This window comes from Eudoraea algarum, assembly GCF_050589645.1.
GTDB lineage: Bacteria > Bacteroidota > Bacteroidia > Flavobacteriales > Flavobacteriaceae > JBNGOQ01.
Genome location: NZ_JBNGOQ010000002.1, coordinates 795,500 through 809,390, shown reverse-complemented (window position 1 = coordinate 809,390; position 13,891 = coordinate 795,500). Strand labels below are relative to the sequence as shown.

Sequence of the window (13,891 nt, the reverse complement as noted above, 5' to 3'; positions counted from 1 at the left end):
CAGGCCATACTTACTTTGGCGGACAGTTGGGGGATAATTGAGGGTGTTTCTCGAGTTTTCAATGACCTATTATTCGATTGATTCTTGTTATTTCCGAATAACAATTGCCAAAAACACTCCTGACGGGACAAGTTTTGGTGTAACATTGTCCAATTCAAGGAGATAAATTCTTGCATGCTATTTAATTATAAATTATTTTCAACCCTAAACTTAATTGATTCAACTAATTATCCCCGTAGTTGAAATTATTCAAGGGAAAATCTATACATTTTTAAATCCTCTCAAAGCCACCAATGCTAACCAAAATTTTACAAGTCGGTTTATCAATTCCTATCGTTCAAGATCTTGAAGGAATTTTAGATCGGATTTTCTCAAAGGATAGTATTTGGCAAACCATTATTCTTGTTACTGTAGCTGTTCTTTCCTTGTTTTTTGCATATGTGAACAGTTTTGGCACTGCGAAGAGCGATGAAACCAAACGCGATTGGTGGCTGAACAACCTCCCATGGATGAAGAACGCTAGGAGGAAAAGAGAGGAAAAAAAAGTAGATAAAGCCAAAGACATTACGGTGGAGAACCCTGAAGGTGTATATGTTTCAGATGGCGACAATCTTGATCGGTTAAGTGAGGTAATCATCAATAACAAGATGGTTTGTGTGTTAGGCCCTTCTGGCGTGGGTAAGACAAGGTTGGTTCAACAAGTTTGCCATTCAGGAAAGCTCGAGCTTTTCAAAAAGAAATTTGAAATTGACTTGGAAGATGTCAATCCACCAGATAATGAAGAAGGGGAAACCGTGGAAGACGCCTTTAAATCTGCTAGGAATGCGTTCAATCGAGGGATAAATCTGGAACAAAATTCAGATTTGGAGATGATAGCGATGGGAATATCGGTCCCTACGCTGATTTTTATCGATAATTATGAGCAAATAGTTCAAAACAATAAATTGGATGCTAAAATCCGAAAAGAATTGATAGATCCTTTTCGGAAGAACGAAAAGGTACATATTATAATTACCAGCCGAATCAGTATTTACAGGGCTAAGCTATTTGAGCTTAAACCTCTTAAAAATGCGATTTCTACCGAAGGACTTACGATAAAGGAACTGGCAGATAGATATTCCGCAATCAAACTCTTTTTTAAAATTCATAATCAACTGTGCTTTGAAGAAGGTAGAACGCGAAAAAAGTTCAACGAAAATGATTGTCAAATAATTATAGAGCTTTGCAACAGCGTTTCCAGTCTGCCCTTGGGCATTAGGTTATTGGCCGTAAGAAGTATAGACAAAGAATTGATAGACATTAAACAAGAGCTTCAGGACACTTTAAAACAAGAAATTCCCATTGCGTTTGGTGATTTGTCGGACAGACAAAGGTCTTTGTACAACGCATTTTCTTGGAGTTTTAATTTATTGAAACCAGAAGAAAAGAGGTTCTTCGCCTATTTGAGCTTTTTTAAAAATGGCTTCTTTTTGAAAAACCTTCCCATATGGCCCAGCCACCAAAATCAGGGTGAAACCAAGGATACGGCCATTATGCTCTTCAAGCATAGTTTACTGCGTTACATGGAATACCCCAACTGTTCTGAACCTAAGTACGAGATGTATGTTTTTGCGCGGCAAATGCTTGAGATTACAATGGATTCTCAAGACATAAGCTTACAGCATGAATATCTCGAGGCGATATGCCACAAATACCTGGATCGAATAATTGAAATAGAAAGACTAATTTTTGGTAAAACTTCACAGGATTTAAACTACATCGAAATTGTAAAAGAGGTCAGACTTGATCTGGAAAATATTGAGAACTTCATTAAATGGTGCACAAAGCATAGAAAAGACCTGGCGGTCGATTTGTTGGTCCGAATCGAGCGGGTACTAAATGAAACCGGGCCCTATATAATTCTCAAAGAATTATATGACCCCCTCCTGCAGCATTTTAAGGATGGTGTAAAGCGCTCCAGATTACTAATGTCCAAGGCCAGAGTAGTAAAAAGTACCAATTTAAGACATGAAAGCATGGATCTTATAATTGAGGCCATAAACATTTTGGAGGCAGAAAAGTCAATAAACTCCACACTTGGTGAATGTTATAGGATAGGCACCTATCTGTCGGCAGAGCTGGGGAAATTTGAACTACGGGAATCTATCATCGAAAAAGTCTTAAACTTTTCAAAAGAACAGCAAAATGCCTTGGGTATCTCAAACTATGCTTTTATCATTCTGGAGGACGCCAAACGTTATGAAAAACGCGGGGAGCTAAAACTGGCAAAAGACAATTTTCAAAAGGCTGCGGGTTATTTAGAGGGATATAATGTACAACTGGGCAAGGTTTTGAATTATGCCGGAATATTTAGCTGGAGAATTGGTGATGCGGAAATGGCAGAGACGTATTTTAAAAGATGCATAAAGAATTATCAAAATTTAGGGGAAGATAGGTGGATTCTCGGTTTCAAAACCAATTTAGCATTGCTATACGCCGATACCGGGGACTTAAAAAGGGGGAAAACGGAAGCTGAAGAAGCATACAATATTTTAAAACAGGAAGGCCCCTATGGATGGTTTTTAATCAACAAGCAAAGCAATGGTCGATTGTTGGCAAGAATGTCTAAAAGTAATGGCAGATTTAAAGAAGCCGAAGAAATACTATTGGAAAGTTACCAGGAGTTGAAAGAGGTTAAATACCATGAATCCATGGTTCTTGGATCAACGGAGTTGGCGGAACTTTACTATTTGTATGAAAAATACGATTTAGCACTGGATATGGCCAACAGGAGTGTTGTGGATTGTGAAACCTATGGATTGGCCAAGACCATGAGGTACTTTAGGGCCCTGTGTTTAGATGGACTTACGAATTATAGAATAGGGAATACGGAAGTTGCTTCGAAAAGAAAAATAGAAGCCGAACAATTACTTGTTTCCGTCAGGGAAAATAATTGGTTAACCTATGGTATATGTTATTCCAGATGGCAAGAATTAAAAAAACTTACTAGAGCGCATGAACCGCAGTGAAAAACTAATATCCTATCCATGGCGTGAATTTCTTAACTCGGTTGATGGTTTTTATTTGTTTGGGTATGGTAGTCTGATCAATCAATACTCCTCTTCAGTAGCTATTAAAAGTTCAACCGAATTATTACCTGTATTGGGAATGGGCGTCAAAAGAGTACTAAATTATGATCCAGATGAAAATGTGAGAAGTAGGCCAATCTATGATGACCCAGAAAGAGGGGACGAATATTTTGGCGTGTTCAACCTGCAATATACTGGGAAGACCACCGATGTGGCAAACGGCGTATTAAGAAAGGTTGAACGGTCAGATTTTGATGCTTTTATTGCTCGCGAAGTGGGGTATTCCTTAGTGAAAATTTCATGTTCCCCCTTTGAAGGCAATAAGGCAGACCACATAGAAGCCTATGCCCTGTGCGCTCCAGAATTTTACAACGGAAGAAGGTTGGTAAATAACGACCTGCTCCCCAATGTGCCTTATTACAAGGTCTGTAAGGAAGGTGCTTCCCATATTTCGGAAGCGTTTTTGAACGTTTGGTTAGACACGTCTTTCCTGGGTGATGGCAGAAATGTTAGAATATGGGAAATAGAGGAAGGCATCGTTTGATTGAATCAAATACCGGCGTTACCTTCCTATTTATATTTTGGCAAGACGCTAGGTGCAACAGGCTGTCGTGCCCTAAAAGGGCGGATAAATTGGCAGGTCATGGCCATCACCAATTACCGTTAGTACTGTTTTTCCAACCTAGGTTTGTCCCCCGCTAAATACCATTTGTTATCAAATTCAAAAACGGAATAAAGCGTCAAACGATACGATTGATTTGCATGGCGAAATAGTACGTTTAAACCGGTCAAAAGGATTGGGTTTCCCCTTTCTGGTGTTTTTTGGTCGCGAGAATCACTTTCTGCACTTTCAAAACGACAGACTTTTGTACTGCAGCTTCATGTTTTTGGTTGAATTTACCAAATCCTTGAACACATTTACCAAAGGAATTGCTCTTCAACTTTGCACTTTTGTACTGTTAAATTATTCAATAATATTTTAAAATCAGTACAATGAAAAAAGGAATTCAAACACAACATAAGATCAAAGCTCCAATCACCGATATATGGGATTTGATTAAAACAGGTGAAAAATGGGAAGATTGGTTACCTATCCTTGCGGGTTCAAAAGTAGTAGGCAACACTAGAACTTGTGATGTGCCTACTCCAGATGGCAACAAAGACATTTTTGAAGAAATCTTTTTGGTTTCCGATCTTGAGAAAACATTTGTTTACCAGATTCACAAACAACACTCTTTTCCAGCCACGGACATCGTAGGTTACATTAAATTGGAAGAAAACGGTAATTCAACGACGATGTATTGGTCAGTAGAGATGAACGTAGCATCTGACGAAATCTTCACAGAACTGAAAGGACAGATTGAACATATTTATGCTGAGGGTGCCTCTAAGCTAGAGGAATTAGCTACCACGGCTGCTTAACATCTATCATAAAAAGCTGTTTAATAATCTATCATTTAACAGCTTTTCTTATTCAAATTTTAAGAACAAAATGGGAAAATTAGAAGGAAAAGTAGCCATTGTTACTGGAGGTAATAGTGGAATCGGTTATGCATCTGCCCTCAGATTTATAAAAGAAGGAGCAAAAGTTGTGATTTCGGGCCGAAGACAAGAAGCCCTTAAAGAAGCGTTTCAAAATGTGGAAGGGGATTTCACTACGGTTGTGGCTGACCAAGGAAAAATAGAAGAAAATAAGAAGCTGATAGCTTTAGCAATACAAAAATATGGCAAGCTTGACATCATTTTTCACAATGCAGGTGTGGTAAAGTTCGCAGGCTTCACAGACACTTCTGAAGAGATATTTGATGAGAGTTTTGATGTAAACATAAAAGGACCCTATTTCTTGACTCAATTTGCTGTTCCACATTTGAATGCAGGAGCGAGTCTCATTTTTAACATTACAACCGCAAGAGACAGAGCCTGGACCACGATGAGCGCTTACGTGGCTAGTAAGGGTGGATTACTTTCATTGATAAAAGCACTTTCAGCAGAATTAGCGCCGCAAAGAATAAGAGTAAATGCCATTTCCCCTGGGTTTACTGAGACACCAGCTATTATGAAAACAGGGATGACAGAGAAACAAATAGAAGGTTTGGAGGAGGTATTGATGCCTAAAATTCTATTGGGACGACCTGCTCAACCCGAAGATATGTCGAACGTAGTAGCCTTTTTGGCATCTGATGAAGCAGCGTATATCACCGGAGAGGAAATAACTGTCGATGCAGGAATTTCTTTAAGCTAAAAAAGCCATTAAACAATTATAAAATTAATAAATAATGAAAAATCCTATTAAAACAATTGCAGTAGTAATCACAATCTTAATGACAATGAATGTACAAGCACAACAGGCCAACGCCATTATGACAAAATCGGTAGTTCTCAATGCTTCGGTAGATAATGTCTGGGAGGAACTCAGACAATTGGACAAATTTGGTGAGTTGTTTCCAAATTTCATAGCTGAAGTTTGGATTGACGATTATAAGGTTCCTAAAGAAGGTTTAGTAAGAAAATGTACTTCGCCTGGACAAAAGAAAGGTACTGTTTCCTATAGCGAAACCATTTCGGAGTTTGATGATGAGAAACGTTTCTATTCTTACGCGGTTTCCGGCGTTCCTGCCAAGGATATGGTTAATATGTTCAAGGTTGTGGACTTAGGCTACAAAAAGTCGATGGTGGTTTGGAACTCTACAAGCTGGACATTTGTCGAAAACCCACATATGACGAAAGAGCAGTTTTTAGGCTTTTTGGGGTCTGCTTTAGATGAGGCGATGGCTCAATTCGACAAGAAATTCAATTAAAAAACAGATATGGGTTGAGTTGGTGTTCTTGCTCAACCCATATCTTTACAACATGATACTCGATTTTCAAAAAATAGAACTTTTAGACAAGACCGTTTTTAAACGTATAAAGTTCAAACCTCCTATCAGCGGTGCGGAGATTATGGAGAGTGAAGCCTGTATGCTTTACGCCGTTAATGGTACTAGTGATGTATATGGTAGCGATAAAACCTCGACCATCAGTACAGATGAATGTGTATTAATGAAATGTGGAAACTTCATCAGCAAATGGAAGGTAACCGAAGAAGTCAACCCATACGAAGCGATTACCATCCATTTTTTTCCAGATGTGTTGAAATTTATTTTTGAAAATAGCATTCCCGAATACTTGCAATACCCCATTAACAACCATCATCGTGTTTTTCAGAAAATACAAAAAAACGTCATTCTCAAAAGTTATATAGATGGTCTACTGGTTTATTTCGACAATCCCAAATTGTTCAATACCGATACGATTAAGCTCAAATTAAGGGAACTTATCGCCATACTATATCAACTGGATAGTGAGGAAGTAAGGGAGATTTTATCCGATATGTTCAATCCCCATCAAGTTGAATTTAAAAAAGTAGTAACGGCGCATGTCTTTCATAACCTGTCCATGGAGGAGTTTGCTACCTTAATGAACTTAAGCGTTTCTACTTTTAGGCGAAAGTTTAAAGAGATTTACAACAGCTCACCTGGGCAGTATATTATCGGGACTAAGCTCGAACGTGCGGCGCAACTTCTTTCTTCAACGAACCAGAGGGTTAGCGATGTTTGCTATGAATGTGGGTTTGGGGACCTGAGTAATTTTACGAAAACTTTTTCCAGGAAGTATGGGGTTTCCCCTTCGGAGTATCGCGAGAGGGGTTAGTCTGATTTATGTATTTGTTGAACCTTTATATCTAGCACCAATGGAAATTAAACAGCTCATCAAAAAGTGGAAAGGCAATAAGCGCTATACGTTGAAATTTGTTGATTTGGTTGATGAGGAAGACTTAAAATTCAAACCGATTGATGGAGCAAAAACCTACCAATTACAGCTAAGCCACATTACTACTTGGATGCGAACCCACAGTAGATTTATTACAGGAACTGAACTCGAAAAATCTTCCACCAAAACCAAGGAAGATATTGCTAAGAACTTAGAGGAGTTCTTTGATAGGATTCTCTCTTTTTTGGAAAACACAAATGCTTCGGAATTAGCTGAAATAGTGGAAATGTGGTATGGAAAAGTATCTAGAGAATCTATCTTGCTCACTATGGACAACCACCTCTCACATCATCGTGGACAATTGGTCGTTTATTTAAGAATGATGGGGATAAAATCGCCGTCCTATGTTGGTTGGTAAAATACGGAATAGAGCAAAGAACAAAGTAAAAAAGAAGTAAGCCTTTTCTCCGTAACCGACTATTCTCCTCCCCGCGCCAATAGCTTAAAAGACTTGGGTTTTTCTGCATAGGATATAGTAAATCGGTAAGAATGTTCCTCCAGAGACGAAAAGTCCCAAAATTTAATTTTCCAACGAAATAATCACAGCTATTTCTCAATTCGCTTCATAAAATCACTTATGAAATAGTTTGATATTTTTTCAATATAAAGTCTGCCAAAGTAATTTAGGTAAAGCCGTGACAAAAATGAGTTTGACGTGATACTATAGGAAAGTATTGCTTCTATATTGGTTTGATTACCCCTGTTAGTCCTGTTATTGTTTTTAAAGTATATCACAGCAGTAGCATTAAATATGTTTTTACAAATAATTCCATCCTTAAATAGGATAGAATAGATACTATGCTTTCCAGAATAACTTGTGCTTTCAATATGTCCAAATCCGTTCAATATCTCAAAAGCCTCTAAGATAGCAATGCTTACTATTTCTTTAGGCTTATATATAGTTTCTTTAAAGGAAATGCTTGTTGCCATTAGAATATATGTTATGCACATTTTAGATTAAAAAGGGTTTTGTGCAATGACTTCGCAAAAAAAGCCCGAACACAACGTTCAGGCTTTTGGGTCTTCAGCATATTAGTAAAAGAATTGCTCACTTAAAATTTTCCCATCGGCTACTTCATATACTATAATTTCATCCAACATCATTTGCTTGCCATCTTTAAGATTTGCAGTCAATTTATAAGGAATGGCAATATGTTTAGAGGCAACTACTGCGTTACCAATGTCCATAAATTCTACCCCTGCAAGATGCTCGCCCATAGCAGCGTCTTTGGCCTTAATGGCTTCTACACCCTTTACATCTGCAAAATAGTGTGATTGTGGTTCAATATGATGTGCGTCTGGATGAAACAACTCATCATAAACATCGTTAAACTTACCTTCTCTTAGCAAAACCACCAAACGGTTTGCTACTTCTTGATTTGTCATTATACTTGAATTAAGATTTGATTTTAATTGCTGTTGCTTTCGGATAATTGTTTTTTATCTCGTCATATTTACCATTGCCAGCTCGTACTACTTCTCCTGTTTCTATATAATGTTTTAGCCCTACAAGGGTTCCACCTAATTGTTTCTTGAATTGGCCTTTCACCAAGCCTCCCATAAAAGCAGGTTTTGTTCTATATTGAAATTCATAGCCCGCAGTACAGGTACCATCCCCATTGTCACGTACTGTATAAAAGGCTTGCGAGTTGTCCATATTTAGCGGGAATTTCTGGGCCTCTATAACTACGTTACGCATGGTCATATTTATCTTGTCAATTTCGGCTATCCGTTCGTGTGTCCAACGTGTGCCTTTCTCATTGAATGAACATTTTCTGGTAGCGCCTTCAACTCCTTTTACAGAGCCATTTATGTAATCTGATGTATAGATGTACGGTGAGAAGTTTGAGATTTCCCCATAATCCAATACCATGGCCTCCCACACGCGTTCTGCCGGAGCATTGATTTTCATTTCTACCTTAATAGTTTTGAACTTTTTGCTCATACTTTGCGCAGAAATTGAAGTCGCTACAAAGCCAAAAATGGCCATGGTAATGTAAGATTTGATTGTAATTTTCATGGTAGTAAGAATTTAGATGATTTGTGCTATTGATACCTAAAGCTCGATTTCCCCAAGAACTTTCTGTAGAGACCTATTTGCCCTAGCTCATAACCTAAGTGATGCATCTGAAAGGCGTAAAGACCTCTCATGGTTTGTTCAGGAAATGGAATTTGAAATGGTGGTGTGGCGTTCAGTTGCTCTTCTGTTAGTTTACCCAACGCCTCCGTAATTTTGGGGGATAAGGCATTCCAATCAGCAATCATTTTAGATAACTGGGGATAAAAGGCGTTGGGATCAAACTTCTTTCCAAAAGCAAATTGCGCTGCATAGGGATTCTCATTTGCTTGCCCCAGTAGCATGGCTAGGTTATACTGAATATCCAGCGTATGCCCTGCAATCCAAGCAAGACTATTGGCATTTTTAATGTGTTTGCTAGCTTCAGCATCTGTAACGTCGCTCAAGTTCTTTGACAATAAGAATGCTTGAAGGTCATATTGTGCCTTTAGCACTTGAATATCCTTAGGTTTAGAAACATCCTTGATGGTTTCTTTTTCTGCAACTTCAACCTGTTCCTTACAAGAAGTTATTCCTATGGTTAACGCTAAAATGACTATAGATTTTACGACTGTTCTTTTCATTTGGTTTTTAGTTTTTTACGCTTTCACTTAAGCGTATTCATTATGCGGCCTTATTGCCTTTTTTCTTATTGAACTTTGTATCTGACTTTTTCTTTGCCTCGGTTTGCCTACCTGTTTCCATATAGTATTTGAAATCGTCTAGGGTTTGTTCCAGGTCTTTTCTCATTTTAGGTTTCATCATCCAACCCATTAACAAACCTGGTAAAGGCGCAAAAACGATATTACCAGTCATTACTACTTCACTTACATTGACGGATTTAGCGACTACTTTCCATGAGTTTTTAGCACTTTTCATCATACTAGGCAGACGGTCCGCGTAATAGGAATAGGTCATATTTTCTTCATCCGCACTATCTACAATCTCACTTACTTCTCCCCAAGTGGAGGTACACGTTCTTCCGTTTTTATAATTGCTCCCTACTTCGCGGGCATCCAATTTGTTAACCGTACTGGCCCAATCACATACATTGTGATACCGATCCCATAATTCTTCCCATACTTTACTATCTGGAACGTTGATTTGTCTTGTTATTTGAAACTTCATCGTCTTGTGTTTCTCACTTAGATTAAGAAAAAGGGAAGCTGTGACAACTTTGCATAAAAAAACCTGAACAAAATGCTCAGGTTCAAAATATAAATGCTGAAACCTCTAGTTCAATTTCATTAGATTACGAATATGGTCATCGTTCACGATGTCCTCCATAAAGGTCTTTTTGTCAAAATCTTCCTTATAGGGTAACGCTCCATATAGCTCTGCATATTTATCATCTACAATATCCAGCATCTCATCTGCATCTTTTTTAATGAACTGTTTAAAGTTGCTGAACTCTTCTTTATTGAATAATAAATTTTTACTGTCAATGATCTTGTTGTCAACAGCAAAGGTTACTTTTTTATGGCACCTGCAAGGGTTTGATTTGTTTACTAAACCACATTTATTCTGCATAAAATTATACAGATCCTTACGTGCCCGGGATAACCTTTTTCGAAAATTATCCTTGGTGATTTCCAATATTTCGGACCCAATAGTGTGATCTGCATTAAACATTTCACCCAATATATAAACAATGCGTTGATCACGGGTAAGGCATAATAGCATTCCACTCATACAACTATAGTTCATCTCTCTTATGAGTTGTTGTTGTTGAACCTTCTCAAGATCTGTAAGCGGTTGATCCGGTGTCATTGCCAGCCCGTTGGCCATTGCTTCAAAGTTTTCAAAAACCTGTTCAATTGGCTTACGTTGTATCAGTAGAAAGTGATTGGCCACAATACGATATGCCCAGGTGCGGAAAGCACTTCGATTTTCGAACTTGGCAAGATTTGTTATAATCTTTATAATAGCTTCTTGAGTGATATCCTCGGCATCGGATGGATTGCGTACAAACTTCCAAGCAATATTATAAATAAAAGGTTGATGTTTTAAAATAAGTGTTTCCAAGGCACTTTTGTCACCCTCTTGAGCATCGGCAACTAGTTTTTGGTCATCAATGTCGCTTTTGTATTCTTTTAAAAATGGATTTTCCATGATACACTTTTTACTTAGATGAAGTTTTTCCCATTGTGTGACAACTTTATGAAATTTAAGAAAACCTCTTTCAGAACATTTTTGGTGATACACCGAATTTACCATGAAAAGATTTTGAAAAATAATTGGCATCATTAAATCCGCAATCATAGGCTATGGTCGAATTCATTTTTGAAGCGATTGAAGAACATAAAAACTGTGGTAAAGTGTATCATTCCAATTTTGCAATTAAACCCCAACCATTGGCCTTATCTATAACTACACATTGAAGTTTGTTTTCTCCTTTTTCAAGTGGTAAGTATAATTTGTTGACATCAATGCCCATATGCCCCATGTGTTGTATTCCTTTTGCCCTAAAAGCATTATTGCCTCTAAAAATGGCTTTGCCATTTAAATAAACAATTATTTTGTCACTGTAATCAAATGAAAAAAGCTTTGTTTCGCTGCTGTTTGAATAAACCGTTGTAGACGCAATGATGTAGTCCTCCTTATTTTGCTCAAAATTGCCCGAAGAAGTCTTCTTAATATACTTGGAAATAGGTAAAAGTCCTGATTTTTCGGTCGTGACAGTCGTGTATTCTTCTTTTGAAAAATCATCAAGTTGGTATTCCTCCCCTTTGTATGGCTTTGCATTCGTAATTTCCCATTGGGTTATAATATTTGGGTCAATCGGATTGTTATCCCCAGTTTCAGTATACTCCGTTGCATTCTTGGGGGTAAATCTAAAGTTTGAAAACCTATTGCTAAATAGAGCAAAAAGTCCAATTTCCCCTGCACCATTATCAGTAACTAGCTGATCGATAGACATTACTTTTTCATCATTCACAAAAACCTCGGCACTTTTATTGTTCACCTCAACACGTAATGTATTCCAACCTGCATTTTTAAAGGAAACCCTTGCCTGGTATTCTCTAAATAATTGCCAATTTGATTCATTGTTAAAAATGGGCGTATATTGGATAGCGTCCACTTGGTTGGATTTATGAAGCCTCATATATACTTCCTCCATGTTTTCTTTTTGCTTTCTAAAAGTAATACCTGCAAAACTCCTGATTGCATTGGCATACACATCCACTTCAATGGTTCCATTGGTGAATTTCTGATTTTTGACCATAGCCCTTCCACTCTTTAGAAGAAGGGTTTCCCTATGGTCAAATCTTTCAAAAGTAGCTTCCAAGGGCAAGTCCCAACTAGAAGCGACCATATCAATTTTTGTTGTAGTGTCTTGGGCAATGGATAGTTGATAACTCAATAAAGCGGTTAATAGATACAGAAGTTTTTTCATCATTTTTTATTTACAAATGTCAGTCTTTATAACTTCTATCGTTGTATCACTTTATTATTAATCACTATCATTTTGGTAATTATCCCTATAAGAAGAGGGACTAATTCCTTCTAAATTTTTAAAAAATCTTGTCAAATTATTGGATTCACTAAAATTTAAGGCATATCCTATTTCGGAGATTGTTTTATCGGAATATCGAAGTTCCATTTTTATCTCTTGAAGCAACCTATTGCTGATCATTTCCTTTGATGTACATCCGGAATGTTCTTTTGCCATTGCATTTAATTGATGGCGGGAGACGTTTAAAAAACTGCAATATTGTTCAACGGAATGTATTGTACAAATGTTTAATTCGAGTAATTCCTTGAACTTATAAATTGTTGAATTTGATTGTGTGTCGGGGGAAATATTGTAGCGTTTTGAAAACAACCGGTTGAGCTTGGACAAAGAGAAATACAAAAGTGGACGCAATATGTGCAGGCTATCATTTTGAAAATTTTTGATCTCAGTTATAATTTCATCCAACGCAAATCGTATAACACGGTAATCTTCATTTTCTAACTGCACATATTGTGGGTGTTGGGAATTATAAAAGTATTGTAACCGATACGTGAAGAGTTTATCATCAAAAAAGTCAGACAAAAAGTCATTTTGAAAAACAAGATGAAAACCTCTGATTCCAGAGAGGTCTATTTTGCAACTTTTTTTTTGAAAGGGAGAAATAAAAAAAAAGCTATTCTCCACGATATCCAATAACTGTCCATTTAATTCGATCTTTCCATTTGCTTTTTCAAAAATTAGGATCTCAAAAAAATCAGTTGTGTGTGGAGCAGGGTCAAAAAAGACGTTTGGATTCCCTTCGAACCTATGTAAATCCATCAGCAATTCGAATCCGTATTTTCTTTTTTCAAAAATGAATTTTCGCAAAATGGTAATTTTGTATTACTTGCTTTATATGTTTTACAACCTAAGGATTCCGCCTAAGATTCTTATGCCATAACATCTTACTGACAAATTCAATGGAAACTCAATTCGTCAAGGTTGCGGTAGAGGCAAAAGTATGCTAAGCTAAAATAATGATTAGATTCGATATGAGTAGTTTCTTTTGAATAGAGGGGCCAGAGGATGCGGCTGGGATTCACTCCCTTCGGTCGTGCATCCCAATAGGGGAGAGCCTACAAAGAAAAGCTCCTTGGCGGGGCTATTTTTTTATTCTCGGCGGGCCGGAACAAGTTGGTTTTTTGAGGGAAAGGGGATTCACTCCCTTCGGTCGTGCATCCCAATAGGGGAGGCCTGCAAAGAAAAGCTCCTTGTCGGAGCTGTTTTTTTATTCCCCTTCACAACTGGAAAGCAAGCTTTCCCTTGTTTCAGGAAATAAAAAAAGCTTCACTTGGGGTGAAGCTTTTCTTTGCGGAGGAAGAGGGATTCGAACCCCCGGAGGTGTGACCCTCAACAGTTTTCAAGACTGCCGCATTCGACCACTCTGCCATTCCTCCAGTTTGGATTTGAGCGTTTTTCTGCCCCAACCCGATTTGTAATACTTTTCCTTTTTACGAGCAC

16 protein-coding genes and 1 tRNA gene are annotated in these 13,891 nt (G+C 37.7%); 7 read left to right on the top strand and 10 right to left on the bottom strand.

All coding sequences use genetic code 11. From position 1 onward, the window contains the following. Positions 1 to 509: 509 nt before the first annotated feature. The 7 genes from ACRD67_RS10025 to ACRD67_RS09995 all read left to right on the top strand — a co-directional run bounded on the left by ACRD67_RS10025 (position 510) and on the right by ACRD67_RS09995 (position 7,236). Complete coding sequence (locus ACRD67_RS10025) at positions 510 to 3,008, top strand: AAA family ATPase (RefSeq protein WP_430967002.1); 2,499 nt, start codon at positions 510 to 512, stop codon at positions 3,006 to 3,008. A gap of 139 nt (positions 3,009 to 3,147) precedes the next feature. After that, positions 3,148 to 3,612, top strand: coding sequence for a hypothetical protein (locus tag ACRD67_RS10020; protein WP_430967001.1), 465 nt, complete (start codon positions 3,148 to 3,150; stop codon positions 3,610 to 3,612). A 449-nt stretch (positions 3,613 to 4,061) separates the two neighbouring features. Continuing rightward, on the top strand, positions 4,062 to 4,490 hold the full coding sequence (locus ACRD67_RS10015; protein ID WP_430967000.1) for an SRPBCC family protein: 429 nt from the start codon (positions 4,062 to 4,064) through the stop codon (positions 4,488 to 4,490). A gap of 70 nt (positions 4,491 to 4,560) precedes the next feature. Continuing rightward, positions 4,561 to 5,310: an SDR family NAD(P)-dependent oxidoreductase gene (locus ACRD67_RS10010; protein ID WP_430966999.1), complete on the top strand. Its 750-nt coding sequence runs from the start codon at positions 4,561 to 4,563 to the stop codon at positions 5,308 to 5,310. A gap of 34 nt (positions 5,311 to 5,344) precedes the next feature. Next, a complete protein-coding gene (locus ACRD67_RS10005) occupies positions 5,345 to 5,866 on the top strand; it encodes an SRPBCC family protein (RefSeq protein ID WP_430966998.1) in 522 nt (173 codons plus the stop codon). 52 nt (positions 5,867 to 5,918) lie between these two features. Next, positions 5,919 to 6,758, top strand: a complete 840-nt coding sequence (locus ACRD67_RS10000; protein ID WP_430966997.1) for a helix-turn-helix domain-containing protein — start codon at positions 5,919 to 5,921, stop codon at positions 6,756 to 6,758. A 40-nt stretch (positions 6,759 to 6,798) separates the two neighbouring features. Further along, positions 6,799 to 7,236 (top strand): DinB family protein, encoded by a 438-nt coding sequence (locus tag ACRD67_RS09995; protein WP_430966996.1) that lies wholly within the window; start codon positions 6,799 to 6,801, stop codon positions 7,234 to 7,236. Positions 7,237 to 7,424: 188 nt separating this feature from the next. Here ACRD67_RS09995 and ACRD67_RS09990 read toward each other — a convergent pair whose 3' ends face one another. From ACRD67_RS09990 to ACRD67_RS09945, 10 genes are all read right to left on the bottom strand, one after another. Further along, a complete protein-coding gene (locus ACRD67_RS09990) occupies positions 7,425 to 7,808 on the bottom strand; it encodes a hypothetical protein (RefSeq protein WP_430966995.1) in 384 nt (127 codons plus the stop codon). 102 nt (positions 7,809 to 7,910) lie between these two features. Continuing rightward, positions 7,911 to 8,264, bottom strand: coding sequence for a SnoaL-like domain-containing protein (locus ACRD67_RS09985; protein ID WP_430966994.1), 354 nt, complete (start codon positions 8,262 to 8,264; stop codon positions 7,911 to 7,913). 10 nt (positions 8,265 to 8,274) lie between these two features. Beyond that, positions 8,275 to 8,898, bottom strand: a complete 624-nt coding sequence (locus ACRD67_RS09980; protein WP_430966993.1) for an SRPBCC family protein — start codon at positions 8,896 to 8,898, stop codon at positions 8,275 to 8,277. Positions 8,899 to 8,924: 26 nt separating this feature from the next. Beyond that, entirely contained in the window at positions 8,925 to 9,518 is a 594-nt protein-coding gene (locus ACRD67_RS09975) for a DinB family protein (protein WP_430966992.1), read from the bottom strand. Positions 9,519 to 9,558: 40 nt separating this feature from the next. After that, positions 9,559 to 10,062, bottom strand: a complete 504-nt coding sequence (locus ACRD67_RS09970; RefSeq protein WP_430966991.1) for an SRPBCC family protein — start codon at positions 10,060 to 10,062, stop codon at positions 9,559 to 9,561. A 105-nt stretch (positions 10,063 to 10,167) separates the two neighbouring features. Beyond that, on the bottom strand, positions 10,168 to 11,046 hold the full coding sequence (locus ACRD67_RS09965; protein WP_430966990.1) for an RNA polymerase sigma factor: 879 nt from the start codon (positions 11,044 to 11,046) through the stop codon (positions 10,168 to 10,170). A gap of 70 nt (positions 11,047 to 11,116) precedes the next feature. Beyond that, on the bottom strand, positions 11,117 to 11,215 hold the full coding sequence (locus tag ACRD67_RS09960) for an AraC family transcriptional regulator (RefSeq protein WP_430966989.1): 99 nt from the start codon (positions 11,213 to 11,215) through the stop codon (positions 11,117 to 11,119). Positions 11,216 to 11,257: 42 nt separating this feature from the next. Beyond that, the gene (locus ACRD67_RS09955) at positions 11,258 to 12,334 is read right to left on the bottom strand and encodes a 3-keto-alpha-glucoside-1,2-lyase-like domain-containing protein (RefSeq protein WP_430966988.1); all 1,077 of its coding nucleotides are present in this window, start codon (positions 12,332 to 12,334) and stop codon (positions 11,258 to 11,260) included. A 54-nt stretch (positions 12,335 to 12,388) separates the two neighbouring features. Then, positions 12,389 to 13,258 (bottom strand): AraC family transcriptional regulator, encoded by an 870-nt coding sequence (locus ACRD67_RS09950; RefSeq protein WP_430966987.1) that lies wholly within the window; start codon positions 13,256 to 13,258, stop codon positions 12,389 to 12,391. A 484-nt stretch (positions 13,259 to 13,742) separates the two neighbouring features. After that, positions 13,743 to 13,827: transfer RNA gene (locus tag ACRD67_RS09945), tRNA-Ser, on the bottom strand. Positions 13,828 to 13,891: the final 64 nt, after the last annotated feature.